This is a genomic window from Spiribacter vilamensis (assembly GCF_004217415.1).
GTDB lineage: Bacteria > Pseudomonadota > Gammaproteobacteria > Nitrococcales > Nitrococcaceae > Spiribacter > Spiribacter vilamensis.
In genome coordinates, this window is the sequence record NZ_SHLI01000001.1 from 349,148 (window position 1) to 367,785 (window position 18,638).

The following is an 18,638-nucleotide window of genomic DNA, read 5'->3' on the forward strand; positions in this document are numbered from 1 at the left end:
TTACAGGAAAGTCATATGCTGATTCCCAGTCTGATCGTCGCTGCCACGATCGCCATCATCCTTTTCGCGTCGTTCCGGGTGTTCCGGGAGTACGAACGCGGTGTCGTGTTCCTCCTGGGCCGTTTCTGGCGGGTCAAGGGACCCGGGCTGCGCCTCATCATTCCGTTCATACAGCAGGCGGTGAAGACCGACCTGCGGATAATAACGCTGGATGTGCCCTCCCAGGATGTCATCTCGAAGGACAATGTCACCGTCAAGGTGAACGCGGTGCTCTACTACCGCGTCATGGATCCCGAGCGTGCCATCATTCATGTCGAAGACTTCAATGCCGCGACCAGTCAGCTGGCACAGACCACGCTGCGCTCGGTTCTCGGCAAGCACGATCTCGATCAGATGCTCTCCGAGCGGGACAAGCTCAATTCCGATATCCAGGAGATCCTCGATGACCAGACCAATTCCTGGGGCATCAAGGTGGCCAACGTCGAGATCAAGCACGTCGACCTCGACGAATCGATGATCCGGGCCATCGCCCGCCAGGCCGAGGCGGAGCGTAATCGACGGGCCAAGGTGATCCACGCCGAGGGCGAATACGAGGCCTCGCAGCAGCTGCTCAACGCGGCCAACGTGCTGGCCGAGAATCCGCAGGCCATCCAGCTGCGATACCTCCAGACGCTGAGCGATATCTCGGTGGATAATGCCTCGACCATTGTCTTCCCGGTGCCCATGGAGATGATGAAGGCGTTGGGACCGGGTGGGCTGCAGACCGGTGGCGCCCCGTTCAATGTCGCGCCCACCACGGCCAGCACCGCCGCCGGTACGGATGGCTGAGTCGACCGGGGCCGAAGAAGATACCGCCATTATCGAGGCCTTTCTCGACGGTCTCTGGATGGAGCGCGGGCTTGCGAACAACACGCTCTCCGCCTATCGCAGCGATCTGCAGGCATTCGCCCGCTGGCTGCGAGCCGGTGAGAGACCAACGCTGCTCCGGATAGGGCGAGCCGACGTGATGGGCTATCTCTCGGCCCGGGTCGCGGCCGGCTCGAGTCGCCGCAGTGGTGCCCGGCTGCTATCGACGCTGCGGCGTTTCTACCGGTTCCAGGTCCGACAGGGGGCAATGGAGCATGACCCCACCGCTCGTGTCGATGCACCCAGGGCCGGTCGCCCCCTCCCGGCATCCCTTGATGAGGATGAGGTGGAGTGCTTGCTGGACGCACCGGATGGCGAGACAACGCTGGGGCTGCGTGATCGGGCGATGCTCGAGGTGCTGTACGCGACCGGCTTGCGGGTCTCCGAGTTGGTATCGCTTCGCATGGATCAGATCAATCGCCGACAGGGCGTTGTTCGGGTGACGGGCAAGGGGGGCAAGGAACGATTGGTACCTCTCGGCGAGGCGGCGCTGGCGGCTCTCGATAACTACCTGGACGGGGCGAGGGGGGTAACGCCCGCGGCCTCGACAACGTCGGCCGTTTTCATCACCGGTCGAGGCCAGGGCATGACGCGGCAGGCCTTCTGGTATCGCATTCGCGATCACGCCCGAAATGCCGGCATCCACAAGTCACTGTCACCGCATACGCTACGCCACTCGTTTGCCACTCACCTGCTCAATCACGGCGCTGACCTGCGGGTCGTCCAGCTTCTGCTGGGACACAGCGATCTCTCTACCACCCAGGTTTACACCCACGTGGCCCGGGCGCGGCTACAGGCGTTGCATGCCGGGCACCACCCTCGCGGTTAGCGCTCGAGGTGCTCGAGCTTGTTGGGTACGCCGTCCCACTGCTCGGCGTCCGCCGGCGAGTCCTTCATCTCTGTAATGACCGGCCACTTCTGCGCCAGCTCGGCGTTGAGACCGAGGAAATGGGCCATTTCGCCAGGCAGGTCGTCCTCCGAGTAGATCGCTTCGGCGGGGCATTCGGGCTCGCAGAGCGTGCAGTCGATGCACTCGTCCGGGTCGATGGCGAGGAAGTTGGGGCCCTCGTGGAAGCAGTCGACGGGGCAGACCTCGACGCAATCGGTGTATTTGCACTTGATGCAGTTATCGGTGACGACGTACGTCATGGTTCTCTCCGGCGTGTAAGCGTTGAATACCCACGAGACTAGGCGGGAGGTCGGGTGGCATCAACCTACGTGCGCTGGGGTTGGGCGCCCTGATCATCGCTTCCGCTTATCTCGTCGCAAAGCGCATATAAAAGCTCCTGTGCCTGGCGAGGTGTCAGCGCATCGGGGTCGATCGCTTCCAGGCGTTCCCTGACGGCGCTGGCCTGCGGATCCGCCGGGGCGGGTGCCGGGTTCCTCGCAGGCTCGGCGAACAACGAGAGCTGCGGAGCGGTCGGTTCACTGGCCTCGAGCCGGGCGAGCTTGTCACGGGCGGTGCGAATGACCGTGTCGGGCACGCCGGCGAGAGCGGCGACCTGCAGCCCGTAGCTTTGACTGGCCGGTCCGTCGCGGACGCTGTGCAGGAAAACGATCCGCTCGGCGTGCTCGACGGCCTCGAGGTGGACGTTTGCGGCACTCGGATACTGGTCGGGTAGTGTCGTCATCTCGAAATAGTGCGTGGCGAACAGAGTAAAGGCACGGATCCGCTCGCAAAGCGCCTCGGCGGTTGCCCAGGCAAGGGCCAGGCCATCGAAGGTGCTCGTCCCCCGGCCGATCTCGTCGAGCAGGACCAGGCTCTCGCGGGTGGCGTTGCGGAGGATGTTCGCCGTCTCGGTCATCTCCACCATGAATGTCGAGCGCCCGCCGGCGAGGTCGTCGGAGGCGCCGATGCGGGTGAAGATGCGATCGACCGGGCCGAATGTCGCCGTTGCCGCAGGCACGAAGCTGCCGATATGGGCCATCAGCGTGATCAGGGCGATCTGGCGCATGTACGTGGATTTGCCACCCATGTTGGGGCCCGTGATCATCAGCATCCGTCGTCGATCATCGAGCGCGATGTCGTTGGGGATGAACGGGCTCTCGGTGCTGCGCTCGACGACCGGATGCCGACCCTCGCTGATCGTGATCCCCGGCGTCTGTACCAGGGTCGGTTGGCTGTAGCCGAGACTGTCGGCCCGCTCTGCAAGGGTGCTCAGGGTATCCAGTTCAGCGAGCGCTGCGGCAAGATCAAGCAATCCGCCGAGATGCTCGCCGAGCCAGCGCACCAGTTCATCGTAGAGGGCCTTCTCCCGGGCCAGTGCGCGTTCGCGGGCAGACAGCACTTTGTCCTCGAACGCCTTGAGCTCCGGGGTGATGTAGCGCTCGGTACTCTTCAGGGTCTGTCGTCGTGTGTAGCGGGTGGGTGCCTCGCCGCTCTGGCTGCGGCCGATCTCGATGTAGTAGCCGTGGACCCGGTTAAAACCCACCTTGAGCGAGCTGAGCCCCGTGGCCTCCCGCTCGCGGACTTCCAGATCCGCGAGATAGTCGTCGGCATTGCGCGACAGATCGCGGAGCTCATCGAGGGTGTCGTCGTATCCATCGGCGATCACGCCGCCATCGCGGATCACCACCGGGGGTTGCGCGACGAGGGCCCGTTGCAGCGCATCGGCCGGGACCGGCAGCGGCGCGGCATCGCGGCCGAGTGCCTGCAGGCGCGGCTCTTCGAATCCCTGCAGGTCAGCGGCGAGATCCGGCAGCACCTCGAGCGTGTCGCGCAGTCCGGTCAGATCGCGCGGGCGGGCGGACCCCATCCCGACGCGGGCGCTGATCCGCTCGACGTCGGCGCAGCGTCGCAGCTGTTCGCGCAGCGGGGCGGGATCGTGCTCGATGAGCGCGGCAATCGCCGCCTGGCGATCCCGAAGCACGGCCTGATCGCGCAGCGGGCGATTGATCCAGCGCCGCAGGGTGCGGCCACCCATGGCGGTAACGGTGGTATCGAGCACCGCAGCGAGGGTGTGATCGCTCCCGCCGGCGAGGTTGGTCTCGAGCTCGAGATTGCGACGGCTGGCGGCATCAATGGTGATCGCGGCGTCGGTCTGCTCGACGCGCAGTTCGCGGATATGCGGCAGTGCCGAGCGCTGTGTATCGGCGACGTACTGCAGGATAGCGCCGGCGGCGCCGATTGCCCGGGGCATCGAGACGACACCGAAACCGCTCAGATCGCGAGTACCGAAGTGGCGGACGAGGGCACGCTCGCTGGCCTCGCGCTCGAAATGCCAGGGTGGCCGACGGGTCAGGCTCGCACAGCCGTCCCAGCCGGCCGGTGGCTCCGCCGTTTCCGCGACCAGTAGCTCGGTAGGTGAGAGGCGCTCGAGCTCGGCGCTCAGCTCGGCCGCTCCCCGCCCTTCGCTGACCGTGTACCGGCCGGCGGCCAGTTCCAGGCTGGCGACTCCCCAGTCATCGCCGTCGCGGGCGAGGGCGGTGAGCAGGTTGCTGCGCCGATCCTCCAGCAACGCCTCGTCGGTGACCGTCCCCGGTGTAACGACCCGGACTACCTGGCGCTCCACGGGACCCTTTGCGGTGGCCGGATCGCCTATCTGCTCGCAGATCGCCACGGATTCGCCCCGCGCCAGGAGCCGCGCCAGGTAGCCCTCGTAGCTGTGGATCGGTACACCGGCCATGGGGATCGGTGCCCCGGCCGACTCGCCGCGCTGAGTCAGGGTGATGTCGAGTAACGCCGACGCCCGCCGGGCGTCCTCGTAGAAGAGCTCGTAGAAGTCGCCCATTCGATAGAACAGCAGGATATCGGGGTGCTCCGCCTTGATGCGGAGGAACTGCTGCATCATCGGCGTATGTCTGGATGATTCGCTGGAAGCCATATCAGTACTACAGGTCGTCCGTGCCGGCAGCCAGCCACTGGCTGATTCGCTGGATCAGGACGGGATCCGCCCTGTGACCGAGTTGATCGAGCAGGCGGCGGGTCAGGGTATCGGCATCAAGGCGGGGCCGCGGATCGAGATAGTCGTTTTCCTGCAGCCATGATTCGAATGCGTTGATGTGATCCTGCTGGAGGCGGCGTACGGTACCTCCCCTCAGGGTATCGAGCAGCGCCGCCGGATCGCCAGCGAGCCTGTCCGCCTGTTCCGCGACTCGCTCGCCCATTTTCGCCGAGAAACTCCCGGCAGTCTCGATCACTGCCCGATCCACGGGATGATCGCGCCCCTCGCGCGCGAGCTCGTGCCAGGCGCGCGCAATCAGCAGACGCTCGCCGAGGCTGTCGCCCGATGCCAGTGGCTGGCGGCCCACCCCGCCAGCCGGTGTCTCCAGCCATGCCGCGAACGGTCCGAGGCGCGAAAGCCGCCACTGGCTCATGAGTGTATAGAGGCCCTCGAGGTCGTCGCGTAGCAGGTGAAACAGGTGAATCATGCCGGCTTCCTCGAGCGGATCAATCGCAGGTACCTGCAGCAGTTCGCCGTACTCCACCGCGTCGCAGTCACCCGGCGCCGGTGGCTGGCGGGAGGGCGATGCTGCGGACAGTCTGGGCGCCCGGTCGGTCACGCCACGCAGCACGCCCAGGTCGATACAATGCGGCGCCTCCCCGACGCTCTGTTGCCAGAGGTCCAGATCCTCGTGCCGCGCAGTCAGGTAGAGAATCTGTCGCCCCTCGTCCTGGGTAAGCGTCTCGAGATTCCGGGCAATCGCCGCGAACCGGTCGGCATCGGTGTTGGTGAGTGCTTCGTCGAGCACCAGCGGCAGGGGGGACCCATGACCCTCCTGATCCCGGGCCCACGCGATGCGGGCGGCGAGGAGCAGCTGCATCCGTGTGCCGGATGAGAGGGCCGTCAGTGGCCGGCGCACATCCCGGCTGAGGTCCCGCGCCACCGGTCGGTGCGCGGCATCGACCTCGAACGACCACTGATGATGGGTGAACTGCTCGAACCGCTCACGGGCGTCGCGGAGGAGGCCCGGTTCATGACGCTTGCGGTAATCCGCCTCGATATCCGTCAACAGCCAATCCCCCAGGCTCGCCTGCAGGTAGCCGTCGTACCGATCGCTCAGGGATCGGGCCAGGGCTTGCTCGCTGGCCATGGCCCCGGCCAGCGTGTCATCGCTGCCGGCACGCTCGAGTTCCGCGTCGAGATCGGCAAGCTCGCGGGTCAGCGGCTCGAGTCGCTCGGCTGTTTCCTGCTTTTCCTCGATGGCCGTGGCGATGGTGCCGGGCTCCGCGCGGGTGCACCATTCAACCAGATCGGGGTGGTTTGCCAGCGGGGCCTCCAGCTGCTTCTCCACTACCCGCGCCTGCTCGAGTGCCCGCTCGTTGTCCATGTAGCGATGCTGATCCGCGAGTCGTTCATTAAGGCCCGAGCGATCGTCACTGGAAAGCGCCGCTTTCGCGTAGATCGACGCCTTGCGGTTCCGGCAGTCGTCGAGGTCGGCCTGCAGGCGATCCTCTTCGCGGCGGGACTCGTCGATCGCTCGCAGGCAGTCCCGGGCGCGATCCAGCCGCTCGTCCAGCGATTCCAGGGCGGTCTGCAAGGCAGGTGTATCGGCGGTCTCCCCGACATCAATCCACGCGGCCAGCCGCTCACGAAGCCGGGCCTGCGTGGTTGCGATCTGACGATCCCGCTCCGCGACTCTTGCCGCCTCGCGGTCATGCTCGAGCCGTGCCCGATCGAGCGCGCTTACCAGATCAAGGAAGCGTGCAAGCCCCAGCTCGACATAGTCCAGGTGCGCCAGCCCGGCCCGGCCAAGCGTTGTATCGAGCTGGTCGCGCGCCTCGGCAGTCACCACCTCGAAGCCAGCGCTGGTGGTGCGTTGACTCAACCGTAGCCGGACGGCGGCCGCCGCCGCGGCGAGACCCGCGACCAGTGCGCCAGTGGCCGTCAGCAGTTGGCCGGTCAGGCCGTCCGCGATGCCAGCGCCCAGTCCGCTGGCAGTGGCGAGCGCCAGGCAAGCCAGGGTGATGCGATCCGTTGATCGCGCCGGCGTGCGTGTCCGCGCCTCCATCTCCCGGGCAGCGCGGTATTCGCGCAGGGCCTCGCCGACCGAATCCACCGTAGCGGGATCGAGGGCGGGTGCCGTGGCTGTGTCCACATTCAGTGCCGCGGCGGCATGGTCGCGTTCAGTCGCGGCCACGGCCTGCGCCTCGGCGGCGTGGGCACGGGTCTGTTCGGCGCTGCGCAACGCTTCGAGCCGCTGCCGGCAGTCACTGATCAGCCCGCGATCCGGCTGGCGCTCGGCGAGACCGGTGGCGGCCAGCGTGGTGTCTTGTCCCACCCGCGTGCGTGCCAGGTCGCGAAGCTCCTGCCGGAGGGTATCGATGCGCTGATCGAGGGCATCGATCTGCTCGGCCTCATTGCCCTCCAGCGCCCGCAGAACCGCCGGAAACTCTGCCTGGCGGGCCTCCAGCGCCCGGCGTTGATCCATGGCCTCCTTGAGCCGGTAACACTGGTTAAGGCGCTCGAGGCTGTCCCGCGCCGCTCGGGCGTCTGCCTGTTGCCGGGCAAGATTCGGCCGGCGTGCGCGCTGTTCCTCCAGATCACGGTAATGGCGTTCGGTATCCTCCCGGTGGCGGATTGCGGCCTGCCACTCGCTGCGCTCATTGCGCGGGAATGCCGCCGGGATCAGGCCGGCGTCTTCGCGCACGCGATCGAGGTCAATGCCGCCGGCCAGGGCCTCGCGCAAGCGTCGCTCGAGCGCCGGATCGCTGTCTCCGTCCGGCGAGATCAGTGTCTCCGCCCGCAGCCAGTAACAGTGCAGCGTGTCGGGGGTGGGCAGTGACGGCGGGTCGCCGGGCTCGTCGTCCCGAAGCCAGCGGCGGTGCTGGCCGTTACGCTGTGCCTGCCAGTGATGCTGCCCGTCGTTGAACCGGGCGCTGATCGAGAGCGCGGACGGATCGCCGGGACGCGCGTCGGCAAGCAGATAATGCAGGGCCCGGATGAGGCTGCTCTTGCCGATTGCATTGGGACCAGTGATGAAATTCGTGCCGGGGCGCAGGTCGGTGACTTGTATCGGGTCGATACCGGGAAGCAGCTCGATGTCGATGCGGGATAGCTGCATCAGTCCCGCTCCTGGGCAAGCATGGCGCGCAGCGCATTCTGCCCGCTTTCACGCAGCCATTCGGCGACGATGTCGGTCTCCGGCGGGCGGCCGGGCAGCTGCTCCCAGCGCGATCGGGTGGCTGCGGACTGCAGGTGTTGTGTCGCCGCTTCGAGCAGGGCGCGGCGATCCGCGTCGTCGGCGTCGCGCTGCAGGATCAGCAACCGTCTCGCGAGTAGCCCGGGCTGATCGTCCCGCTCGGCTAGGCGCGTCAGCGGCGTCACCGGCCGCGTGTCAATGCGCCACGATTCGATATACCACTGGATGGAGGACCCACCCGGCAGGCCCAGGCTACGGTCGGTTTCGGGCATTGCCGCACGAATGTCCGCTTCGGTCAGATCGCATTCGCCGATCAGGCGTAGCCGCAGGGCCACGAGGTCCGGCTGTTCCCGATCGTCGCCAAGCCGTGTTGCAAGCGCCGCCAGTGCATCGCTGAGCCGCTGGGTGACCTCCTCGCTCGTCGTGGCGTCACTGAGATCGATATCCATGCGCTCCCAGCGCATGGGAGCGATGGTGCGCTGATCGAAGCGCTGGATACGACCACTGCTGATCTCGATGAGCCAGGGACCGCGAGGACCGGCCTCGCCGGCATCCAGGCCGACCACCGTGCCCAGGTAGCCGGTCGGCCGGGTCGGAGTGAGCGGGTCGGGCTGATGGATATGCCCGAGGAGCCAGGCGTCGAACCGGGCACCGCGGAGCTCGTCGCTGGTGACCGGGGCATAGGGGCTTCCGGCCTGATCCCGATCGCAGTGAAGGAGCCCGAGCAGCGGCCCCGTCCCGCGGTCTGCTGGCAGCTGCGCGAGGGGGCTGGTGTTCACCCGATCGGTGGGAAAGGACCACCCCCAAAGCGTTGCGCTGTCACTGCTCTCGCCGGACGGGTCGGATAGCCGTACAGACTCCCACTGTCCGTCGCGACCCAGGAGCCGGGCCCCGGGGACACGCTCGAGTAGCTGTGGCAGGACGTTGACATCGTGATTGCCGCTAACGGCAAAGGTCTGGATACCGGCACTTGCGAGATCGGCGATCCCGGCCTGCAGACGCGGCAACGCCTCGAAATAGTCATGGCTGGATTCGGCGACATCACCGGCAAGCAGAACGGCTGCGACGTGCTCCCGGATTGCCAGATCGACCGTGCGTCGCCAGGCCGTGGCCGGTGAGAAGTCATCGCTGCGTTGCGCCAGGTCGTCGGGTAATCGGGTGGGCCGGTGGCCGAGGTGCAGGTCGCCTACGGCGAGAAGTTTGAGGGTCATGCACCCAATGCTCGAAGATCAGACCGCAATAAACAAGTCGACCGCCGGTGTTTTATGCCACCGGCGGTCGGTCGGAGCCTCGCAGATCGGGGAAATTAGTGGCGCGTATCCTGTACGCGGCGGCCAATGGTCCGATGCTGCTCCGCGGGGGCGCCACTCTGCCGGCTCAGCCGGATCTGTCCCAGCGGCTGGGAATAGATCCGTGTCAGCTCCCGCTCGCCCAGGCGGTGGTCGTCGCGGGTGTTGATGCCGATGTCGGCCTTCAGATGGCTGTTCAGCCGGGTCGGGTCGGCTGCACCGTGGTGCCGACGGCGGCCCCGCAGCCACTGCCCGATGGCCCGCGACAGGCCGACGGGCGGCATGGCCGGCAGGCAGAGCCCGATGTTGTTTTTCTCCGTCTGTTCACGGAGGTTAATGGTATGGGTGTTTCGATCGGTATTGTTGATCATCGTCGTAGACCTCCGTTGAGTCGTGTGACGGCTTTCATAAGCAGCCTTTCCGCTGCATTGACTATATTGTCCCGCCGAGCATTTGTTCAGACAAACGAATAAGAATAAACTTTCAATTGAATTTTAATGATCCACATGGACGGATAGGAGCTGTCGATGTCGACACCGACGTCACCGAATTCACCCCAGGGCCTGCCACTGCTGGATATGGAAATCCTGCGGACTTTTCTCGCCATCTCCGAGACCGGAAGCTTCTCGCGCGCCGCACAGCAGATCTATCGGACGCCGTCGGCGGTAAGCATGCAGATCAAGCGTCTCGAGGAGATGCTGGGGCGGGCCCTGTTCGTGCGCGAGCCGCGCCAGGTCCATCTCACGCCCGAAGGAGAGACGATGCTGGGTTTCGCCCGGCAGCTACTGGAGATCAACGACGAGGCGGTGGGGCAGTTTCTCTCGCCGCAGGTCGGGGGCACTGTCCGGCTGGGGGCGCCGGACGATCTGGGGACACGCGTTCTGCCCGGCATTCTGTCGCTGTTCAGTCGCAGCTATCCGGCCGTCCAGGTCAATGTGCGCGTGGGTCGAAGCCCGGATTTGATGCGGCGTCTCGATATCGGTGAGCTGGATCTGGCCCTGCTGATTGCCGAGGCCGGCAATCGCCCCCACCGGCTTGCCGAACCGGTCTATCGCGAACCGCTGGTCTGGGCGGGTCGCGAGGGCGGTGTCGCCCTGCAGCGAACACCTCTGCCCATCGCCGTCGCCGATCGTGGCTGCCCGTGGCGACGCATGGCGCTGGAATCGCTGAGTCGCAGCGGCCATCGTTACCGTATTGCCTACACCTGCGAGCACACCGCGGCGCAGGAGGCCGCTACCGGGCAGGATATCGCGATCACGCCGCTGCCCCGCGGACTCGTGCGGCCCCCGCTACGGGTGATCGAGGAAGATGAAGCCGGCCTGTCACCGCTGGGGGATTACGAGGTGCTCATGCTGCGTATGCCCGCCCGGGGGGCGGCCGTTGAGGCGCTCGCCCAGCACATCATGGATCACTTCGCGGGTACTCCCAACGGTGCGGCTGCCTCGGCGACGGGGTGATCAGCCCATCATGGGCAGGGATTGGGCGCCTCTGCATGAATCGCCTCGATGGCGTCGAGCACATCATCGTCGAGCCTGAGGTCGGCGCTGTCGATGTCGTTCTCGAGCTGCTCCATCGTGGTCGCGCCAATGATGTTGCTGGTTACGAATGGCCGTGAGGTCACCCATGCCAGCGCCATTCGGGCCGGATCAAGATTATGCTCCTGTGCGAGCTGGACGTAGGCCTCGGTGGCGCGAACGCCCGGGGCCTTCGTGTAGCGCGAGAAACGCTCGAACAGTGTAAGCCGGGCGTTCTCCGGCTGGCGGCCGTTCAGATACTTACCGCTCAGCACGCCGAAGGCGAGGGGTGAATAGGGCAGAAGCCCCACATTTTCCCGGTGCGATACCTCCGCAAGTCCGACCTCGTAGCTGCGGTTCAACAGGTTGTAGGGGTTCTGCACGCTCACCATGCGCGGCAGCCCGTGCCGTTCCGCGAGCTCGAGGAATTTCATGGTGCCCCAGGCGGATTCATTGGAGAGCCCGACGTGGCGAATCTTGCCCGCCTGCACCAGTTCCCCGAGAGTTGTCAGCACAGCGAGCATGTCCTCGGCCGGATCGCTCTCGTCGCCACGCGGCGTGTAGCCGAGTTTGCCGAAGAAGTTGCTGTTTCGGGCGGGCCAGTGCAACTGGAAGAGATCGATAAAGTCGGTCTGCAGCCGTTGCAGCGACTCATCCACCGCAAGCCGGATGTTCTCGGGGCTGTAGTCGCCCTTGCCACCGCGCACGGTGCTCAGGCCGGGGCCGGAGATCTTGGTGGCGATGACCAGATCGTCGCGACGGCGGCGGTTGGCAAGCCAGTGACCGATCATGGTCTCGGTATCACCCTGGGTTTCCGTTTCTGGCGGAACGGGGTACATCTCCGCGGTATCAATGAAGTTGATGCCGCGCTCTACCGCATAGTCGAGTTGCGACGAGGCGTCCTGCTGCGTGTTCTGCTTGCCATAGGTCATGGTGCCAAGACACAGCGCGCTGACCTCGATGTCGGTATGGCCGAGTTTGCGGTATTCCACTCATTGGCTCCTGTTGAACGGGGTTGGATAGATCAAATCACAGTTTGCGGCGCCATGCCGTATCAGTCGACCCGCTCAGTCCGGTTTCGCTACACTCGATTGTCTATGCTTCAAGGACAGATGCTATGGCCACTATCCACCCGTTCCGTTTCGTCACCTCGATGGCGCTCGCCCTCGGCGTCGGTGCGGCCCAGGCCCAGTCACCGGTCGTGGTGTCGTCGAAGATCGATACCGAGGGATCGGTGCTCGGCCAGCTGATCATCCAGACGCTCGAGGCCAATAACGTGCCCACCGAGAATCGCCTCCAGCTCGGCACAACGAGCATCGTCCGCGGGGCGATCAAGGCCGGCGAGATCGATCTGTATCCGGAATACACGGGCAATGGCGCCTTTTTCTTCGATCGCGCCGATCAGCCCGGCTGGAACGATGCCGAAACGGCCTACGAGACAGTCCGCGAGCTCGATGGCGAGCGCAATGACCTGGTCTGGTTACAGCCCGCTCCGGCGAACAATACCTGGGCGATGAGCGTGCGTCGCGACCTTGCCGAGGCCGAAGGGCTCGAGTCGCTGGATGACCTGGCCGACTATCTCAACGATGGTGGCGAATTCCGTTTCGCCGCCAGTGCCGAATTCGTGGATTCGGAATCGGCATTGCCGGCCTTCCAGTCCGCCTATGGCTTCGAGCTGACGGCCGACGAACTGCTCGTCCTCTCCGGCGGGGACACGGCGGCCACCCTGCGCGCGGCGGCACGTTCGGACAATGACGTCACCGGCGCCATGACTTACGGGACCGATGGCGGCGTAAGCGCGCTGGGACTGGTGGTCCTGGAAGATAACCGTGGTGTCCAGCCGGTCTATCAGCCATCACCGGTGGTCCGGGCGCCTGTGCTCGAGGCGCATCCGTCGATTGCCGATCATCTCGAGCCACTGTTTGCCGAACTTGATCTCGAGACGCTACAGATCCTCAATGCCCGCGTCGCGGTCGAGGGGCAGTCGGCCCACGCGGTTGCGTCGGGCTTTCTCGAGCAGTTGAAACGTTAAGTCGGTTGTTGTCCTGGCGCTCGTGCTGTATCCCGTGATCACCTCAGCGGATCCTGGCGATTAAAGCGCTCCTCGAGGAACCGGCCGTGGGCGGCCAGGTCCTGAGCATTGCCGAGATGAACCTCCTCCGCGATGGATTCAAGCTCCTCGGCAATGGTGCGTAACTGTTCGACCACCAGATCACGGGGCGTGGCGCCGTCGCGGATTTCGCGCTCGATGGCGAAGCGCCGGGGCAGTTTGAGATAGCGCTCGAGTGTATCCGGCACGTAGCGGGTGATTGTCGCCCGCAGCGTATAATCGAGCTCTGCGCCTGCCCCCGCCTGGTCCCAGACAGCAAGCACCGCATCGACACCCGCCACGATCCGGTCGAGCTCTTTTTGTACCGGGGCGGTTACCTGCTCGCGAACGGCACCGACACTCAGTTGCAATGCATTGCGGAGCGTTTCCGGATCATCGTCGGCGAGGTGGGGACGTAGCGGATCATCGAGTCCGAGCCAACGCTCGATGAGGCCCGGTCGTGTGGGCCACGCGAGGCGAATACCGACATAGACCGTGACGGAGACCGCCGCCTCCAGCGCCAGATCCACCGCGGGCAACTGCCAGTGTGGAAAGCCGAGAGAATAGTGGCTGAGCAGGAAGGCAGCGGCGGCCATCGATCCGGCGGAGAGTTCGCGAAGCCACTCCCGGCCGCTCAGGACGCCACCCACGTCACTCGCCTTCAATCCAGCCGCGGACCCGCTCGGAATGGGTATTGAGCCAGTCACGAATCGCCTGTCGGTGTCCGTTGCGCTGGGCATCGGCCATCAGCGCCTGGAGCTCATCGAGATCGAAGTCGATACGCTCGATCAGCCCGGCAACCCGGGGATGATCGGCGCTGAAACCGGTGCGAGCCATCGCATGAACCGACTCGACGCTGTCATAGATCCCCCTGGGGTCTTCGAGGTAGCGGAGATCGTACTCGGCCCATTTCCAGTGCGGCCGCCAGGCCGTCACCACCATGGGTTGATTCTGTTCGATCGCCCTGCCGAGCCGCTGCGCCATGCGCGGACCACTGCCCTCGCGCAGCTCGAAGCCGTCCAGCCCGTAGGCCTCCATCGCCTCCTCGGTGAGTCCCATCACCCCGGCCGTTGCACCAATGCCCTCGATGCGATTGTCGAATCGATCCGCATTCGCCGCCAGGTCACCGATGGTCCGGATGGACGGGTCAACGTAGTCCGGGACTGCCAGACCCACATCGGCTCCGTTGTAGAGGGTGCCGAGGTCTTCCAGCCGCGCCCCGTAGGCCTCCAGATATCGGGCGTGGGTCTGCGGCTGCCACGACATCAGCATCACGTCCAGATCGTCATTGGCGATGGCCTTGTACTGCGCCGACACGTCGGCCAGCGTCAGTTCGGCATCGAGCCCCAGGCGTGTGAGCATGAAGTAAGTCATCTTGCTGATTACTTCCGCATCGCTCCAGGCGGTCCAGCCGATACGAATATCCGGTTCACGGGCGTTTGCCGGGGCAATGGCGACCAGAAAGGCCAGAAAGAGGGCGGCAAAGGCGGCAATGCCCCGCCCGTGGCCGTGCCACTGACGATCAGTTCTCATGGAAATCCTCCAGGGGTTCGAACGCCGTGGACTCTGCCAGGACACGGGAGAGCCCCTGCGCCAGTTCCGCGGGATTGTTCGCTGACTGGTAATTAACCCAGCCGGGCCGACGCAGGGCACTGTCGTCGATGCAGAACCCGATCGTATGCAGTTCCACCGGGTTGGCCGGGTTGGTGACGATGGTTTCGATGATGGGAGCCGGATCCTCGCCGGAGGAGTGAGCGCCATCGGTGACAACGATCAGTTGATAGCGCCCGTACCCGAGCTGGCGTCGGCCCTGCGCCGCCAACAGCTCGTGGGCCTCCTGCAGCGACGAGCGCAGCGGCGTCCCGCCACCCGGTCGAGTCGTGCCGACAGCGCGCCGAAAGGCCTCGCGATTACCTGTCCCGGGCGATACGGCCACCTCCACGCCAGCGGCGTCGAATGTCACCAGCCCGAGGTTGGCATCGTCCGGTACCGACTCGATCCAGCGCCCCATCGCGACACGCGCGGCGGCCGCCTTGTCGCGATGCTCGCCGGCGCAGCGGCTTTCCGCCATCGAGCCGGACATGTCCAGCACCACGGCAATATTGACGCGCCCGGGGTTGATGTCGAGATCGGCCTCCGTTGCCGGTGCTTCGTTCCGGGGTGGCCACTGCTGCTCGGTAATCGCCGACCAGCCCATCTCCGATGGTGTGGGAGCGGGTTCCGGCGTATCCGGTTGATCACTGCAGGCGGCGATCAACAGCACGACGGGTACAAGCAATATGCGGGTCATCGCCTGTGCCTCACTTACCACGAGTTGGGCGGCGAGAAGCTCGAGCTCTCGGCCTCGACCTGCACGGCACGGAAGACGACCCGCATGTTCGATCGCCACTCCGCCTCCGTCTCTGGTGGGCAGGGATCGCCCCCGCAAATCCCGGTCCGCGGATCGGAAAAGCCCAGGCCCTCGGTGACGAACTGCGAGGCATCCAGACTGACGTCCTGCTGTTCGGCATAGTCGATAATCTGATCGCGCACCGAAACGGCGCGATTGCGGCTGAGATTGCGTGCAGACTGCCGGATCGAGCGCAGCGTACTCAGATCCGCGCCGTTTTCCTTGCGCCGCAGGTAGGCGAGGGGGTCGGCATGCCCTTCCACGGTAAAGACCGCGCCGCCGTATTCGGTCGCCGCCTCGGCGATCGTCGCGAACTCCTCCCGGTACTCGTCGATGGGGAACGTGGACTGGTTGGGCTCGAACTGGATGCGGAACTCCGCGATTGTGCGGGCCTCCAGATCGCCGGCGTCACGCTGCTCGCTGACCATGCGCGTTGCGGCATCCCGATTGAAGGAGGGCAGGGAGACGCGGCGCTTGTCGAAAACGCCCTCCGCCAGGGCGCTGTAGTCGTAGTTGGCCAGACGCACGGAGCGCGCGGTATCCAGCACGCCCAGCGGGACCAGGGTATTGGCGAGCCGGTTGTTCACCGCCGCAAACGCCCGCGGATGATCGTCGCTGGACCAGTCGCTGTTGCCCTGCATGCCGACGGTTTGCACCCGGCGCCACAGATCGGCGGCTTCATCCGCCACGGCCGGGTCGCCGAGGAGCTGGCCGGCGACCGCCTCCCAGTCAACGATCAGCTTTTTGACGTCCTCGCGCACCTGTTCCTCGGCGCGGAGCAGGCCGGTGATGAAGCGTTTGAGTTGCTCCCGGTTGGCCTCGAGATAATCGGCCCGCACCACGTAGACCTCGGACATCGCGCGGCTGGCGGCCTGGGTCGAAAACCGGATTTCCGCGCCGCGCACCGACCCCTCCGCGCCGGTGCCTGTCTCTCCGCCGCTGGTCAGCACGTCCGCGTCGGGCCGAGTGACCAGCGCGGCATCGATCGTGTCATCGGCGTAGAAACGCGCCCCGGGTGTGTCGCCGTCGAGCCCCACCTGGTCATCGGTGTAGACCAGCTCCGGATCGGTCCAGGATACGTTCGCATCCTCTGCCCGGTTTTTCGCCGCCTCGATCGTGCTCACCAGCAGGTCGAGCTGGGGGGCATACGACTGCAGCGCGATCGTGGCGCCCGAGAGATCGGCCAGCGAATCGACGCTGTCCCGCGTGACCAGCGCATCCGCCCCGCTCGAGTAGCCGTGCTGGTAGATCGCCACCATTTCGGTGCGTGGATCGTCACCGGTCAGCGCGCCTGCGAGCAGCATCTGGGCCTGGGTGAGGCGCATGACGGGTGTCTCGCAGCGCAGATAGGCGGCGAGCTGTTGATCCAGATCGTTTTCCAGCGCGAGGTCGACTTCCACATCCTGCTCGGCGAACGGACTGTTGCCGGCGGTTTCCTGCGCATAGCCATTGGCGTAGAGCGGGACCAGGTCGAGGCCGGACGTGCGCAGCGGCACGTTGAGCGTGTCGCTGGCGCTGCAGTCGCGGATCGCCACATCAACCGCCTGCCGGAGGGATTCCGTGTCGCCGGCATGCACCGTGCCCGCAAGCATCAGCGTAGCGCCCAGTGCGATAAACGATTTCCTGACCATGTACCACTCCGATCCCTTGCGTTTCACTGCAGTTGCAACCTCACCTCAGTGCGTCTGAGTCGGTCGCGGTAGGCACGATCCGTCTCATCGGCCTGCCTTTCAAGCGGCTCTTTACCGCCAACCGAATGCGTCGTGATGCGCTCGGGCTCGATGCCCGATGCTTGCAGCGCATCGCGAACCGTTCGAGCGCGGCGTTCACCCAGTGCGTAGTTGGCTTCAGCCTCGCCCCGGGTGCCGGTATGTCCGACGAGACTCGCCCGGTAGCCTGACTGTCGATCCATGGTGGCCGCGACCCGCTCGACGGTTCGCTCACCAGCGGCCGTTAGTGACGTACCGCGCTCGAATCCCACGGTATAGGTGCGCGGTGCATGATCGCGACCGATCCAGTCCAGTGTCAGGGCGGCGGCAATGGCGACCGCCAGCAGGGTCAGGCCGACGTAGCGTTTCGGATCCACCGCCGATCAGAGCTCCAGCCCGCTGGCGGGTCGACTGGCACTGTCCGACTCGAGGGCATCCTGCGCCTCTTCCTGCTGGACACGATCCATTCGCTCGCGGGCCTTGCCGATCTGCCCGTCGAGGGTGTCCACGGTCTGTTTCATGCTCTCGAGCGCCCGGCTCTTGTAATCGGACATCTCGTCCATGGTCGCGTAGATATTCGAGAACGCATTCTCGAGTTTGTCGAGCTCGATGGTCGAGTCGGCGGCCTGCTCGTGGATCTGCGCCGACTGATCGCGCATCAACTCACTGGTGCCCTGGATCACGTCGCCGGTCGTCTCATTGAGGGCCTTGATCTGCTCGAGGACGAGGCGCTGGTTGGTCAGTGCCTGCGCGACGATCGTCGCGGTGCGCAGCGCCGAAATCGTCACACTGGTGGCGCGTTCGACGCCCTTGATCAGTTCGAGGTTGTTCTTGCGGATCATGTCCAGCGCCATATAGCCCTGCACGGAGACCGCCAGCTGGCTCTGCAGGTCCTGCACCTTCTGCCGGGCGTAGAACAGGAGCTCCTCGCGAACCGCACGCGCCTTGTGCTCGCTATGCTTCTCGATTTCGGCGATACGCTGCTCCAGTCCGGCGTCGATCTGCCGGCCCAGGTAGACATACTCCTCGAGCGTCTGCATCAGCCCCCAGAGATTGCGTTTCTCCTCATCGATGGAGGCGTTATCGCGCTGGAGTTCGTCGCGCCCCTGGTAGAGCGACTGAATGATTGCATCGATATGGGACTGCGCCGACTGATACTCGCGGAAGTAGTCGTTCAGCTTGTTGCCCCAGGGGATGAAGCCGAGTAGCTTTTTGGGCTCGAACAGGTTGCCGCGCCGCGAGGGATCGAGCTCTTCGACGGTGCTGCGCAGCTCCAGGAGCGATTTGGAGACATCGCTCTCGCCAGACAGCGCGCCCTGATCCATCGACTTGACCGGTTTGTCGAGCAGCCGGTTGGAGACATTGGCGGCGTCGCGCATGGATGCGTTGCCCATCTGATGGGCGCTGCGTACCGCTTCCCTGAAGTCGTCGCTCTCCGGGTCGGATTCCACCACCCGCGTGACAAAGGCCGTCGCCTGCTCGGCCAGTTTGTCCTGGCGTTCCGCGGGCAGCGGCACCTTGCGCTCCGCCTCCTCGGGCTCGACGGCGGGTGCCGGCTCGGGTGGCTGGAGCGCCTGATCGGCGGAAGTGCTCATGATTCAAATCCTCTTGTCACTGCCAGGGCGGACAAGCCGTCGCTCCGGCTAAACCGTCATCGTA

At 65.4% G+C, this 18,638-nt stretch carries 16 protein-coding genes; 4 read left to right on the forward strand and 12 right to left on the reverse strand.

What is annotated here, in order from left to right:
- Window positions 1-15 precede the first annotated feature (15 nt).
- Both EV698_RS01800 and xerD read left to right on the forward strand, forming a co-directional pair.
- Window positions 16-828 (forward strand): slipin family protein, encoded by an 813-nt coding sequence (locus tag EV698_RS01800; protein ID WP_130502464.1) that lies wholly within the window; start codon window positions 16-18, stop codon window positions 826-828.
- The gene (gene xerD / locus EV698_RS01805; RefSeq protein WP_130502465.1) at window positions 821-1,735 is read left to right on the forward strand and encodes a site-specific tyrosine recombinase XerD; all 915 of its coding nucleotides are present in this window, start codon (window positions 821-823) and stop codon (window positions 1,733-1,735) included. Before EV698_RS01800 ends, xerD begins: the two co-directional genes overlap by 8 nt.
- Here the strand turns inward: xerD and fdxA are convergent.
- From fdxA to EV698_RS01830, 5 genes are all read right to left on the reverse strand, one after another.
- A complete protein-coding gene (gene fdxA, locus EV698_RS01810) occupies window positions 1,732-2,055 on the reverse strand; it encodes a ferredoxin FdxA (RefSeq protein WP_130502466.1) in 324 nt (107 codons plus the stop codon). The genes xerD and fdxA overlap by 4 nt on opposite strands.
- A 65-nt stretch (window positions 2,056-2,120) precedes the next feature.
- The gene (gene mutS / locus EV698_RS01815; RefSeq protein ID WP_130502467.1) at window positions 2,121-4,730 is read right to left on the reverse strand and encodes a DNA mismatch repair protein MutS; all 2,610 of its coding nucleotides are present in this window, start codon (window positions 4,728-4,730) and stop codon (window positions 2,121-2,123) included.
- Window positions 4,731-4,737: 7 nt separating this feature from the next.
- Window positions 4,738-7,911 (reverse strand): AAA family ATPase, encoded by a 3,174-nt coding sequence (locus EV698_RS01820; protein ID WP_130502468.1) that lies wholly within the window; start codon window positions 7,909-7,911, stop codon window positions 4,738-4,740.
- Complete coding sequence (locus EV698_RS01825; protein ID WP_130502469.1) at window positions 7,911-9,200, reverse strand: metallophosphoesterase family protein; 1,290 nt, start codon at window positions 9,198-9,200, stop codon at window positions 7,911-7,913. The genes EV698_RS01820 and EV698_RS01825 overlap by 1 nt, the downstream gene beginning before the upstream one ends.
- 95 nt (window positions 9,201-9,295) lie before the next feature.
- Window positions 9,296-9,649: a hypothetical protein gene (locus EV698_RS01830; protein ID WP_130502470.1), complete on the reverse strand. Its 354-nt coding sequence runs from the start codon at window positions 9,647-9,649 to the stop codon at window positions 9,296-9,298.
- Between the two features lie 156 nt (window positions 9,650-9,805).
- On the opposite strand from EV698_RS01830, the gene EV698_RS01835 reads away from it, so the two are divergent.
- The gene (locus EV698_RS01835) at window positions 9,806-10,735 is read left to right on the forward strand and encodes a LysR substrate-binding domain-containing protein (RefSeq protein ID WP_130502471.1); all 930 of its coding nucleotides are present in this window, start codon (window positions 9,806-9,808) and stop codon (window positions 10,733-10,735) included.
- 8 nt (window positions 10,736-10,743) lie between these two features.
- On the opposite strand, the gene EV698_RS01840 is transcribed toward EV698_RS01835, so the two are convergent.
- Complete coding sequence (locus tag EV698_RS01840; protein WP_130502472.1) at window positions 10,744-11,784, reverse strand: NADP(H)-dependent aldo-keto reductase; 1,041 nt, start codon at window positions 11,782-11,784, stop codon at window positions 10,744-10,746.
- A 125-nt stretch (window positions 11,785-11,909) separates the two neighbouring features.
- On the opposite strand from EV698_RS01840, the gene osmF reads away from it, so the two are divergent.
- Window positions 11,910-12,824 (forward strand): glycine betaine ABC transporter substrate-binding protein OsmF, encoded by a 915-nt coding sequence (gene osmF / locus EV698_RS01845; RefSeq protein WP_130502473.1) that lies wholly within the window; start codon window positions 11,910-11,912, stop codon window positions 12,822-12,824.
- Between the two features lie 38 nt (window positions 12,825-12,862).
- On the opposite strand, the gene EV698_RS01850 is transcribed toward osmF, so the two are convergent.
- Genes EV698_RS01850 through EV698_RS01875 form a run of 6 tightly spaced genes read right to left on the reverse strand, consistent with a single transcriptional unit; the run spans window position 12,863 to window position 18,574 of the window.
- Window positions 12,863-13,531 (reverse strand): hypothetical protein, encoded by a 669-nt coding sequence (locus EV698_RS01850; RefSeq protein WP_130502474.1) that lies wholly within the window; start codon window positions 13,529-13,531, stop codon window positions 12,863-12,865.
- Window position 13,532: 1 nt separating this feature from the next.
- Window positions 13,533-14,414 carry a glycine betaine ABC transporter substrate-binding protein gene (locus EV698_RS01855; protein ID WP_165385691.1) on the reverse strand — a complete coding sequence of 294 codons (882 nt, stop codon included), beginning with the start codon at window positions 14,412-14,414 and terminating at the stop codon, window positions 13,533-13,535.
- Window positions 14,404-15,171 carry a vWA domain-containing protein gene (locus EV698_RS01860; protein WP_130502476.1) on the reverse strand — a complete coding sequence of 256 codons (768 nt, stop codon included), beginning with the start codon at window positions 15,169-15,171 and terminating at the stop codon, window positions 14,404-14,406. The genes EV698_RS01855 and EV698_RS01860 overlap by 11 nt, the downstream gene beginning before the upstream one ends.
- A gap of 14 nt (window positions 15,172-15,185) precedes the next feature.
- Window positions 15,186-16,901: an OmpA family protein gene (locus EV698_RS01865; RefSeq protein WP_130502477.1), complete on the reverse strand. Its 1,716-nt coding sequence runs from the start codon at window positions 16,899-16,901 to the stop codon at window positions 15,186-15,188.
- A gap of 23 nt (window positions 16,902-16,924) precedes the next feature.
- Window positions 16,925-17,356: an OmpA family protein gene (locus tag EV698_RS01870; RefSeq protein ID WP_130502478.1), complete on the reverse strand. Its 432-nt coding sequence runs from the start codon at window positions 17,354-17,356 to the stop codon at window positions 16,925-16,927.
- Between the two features lie 6 nt (window positions 17,357-17,362).
- Window positions 17,363-18,574, reverse strand: coding sequence for a toxic anion resistance protein (locus EV698_RS01875; protein WP_130502479.1), 1,212 nt, complete (start codon window positions 18,572-18,574; stop codon window positions 17,363-17,365).
- Between the last annotated feature and the right edge of the window lie 64 nt (window positions 18,575-18,638).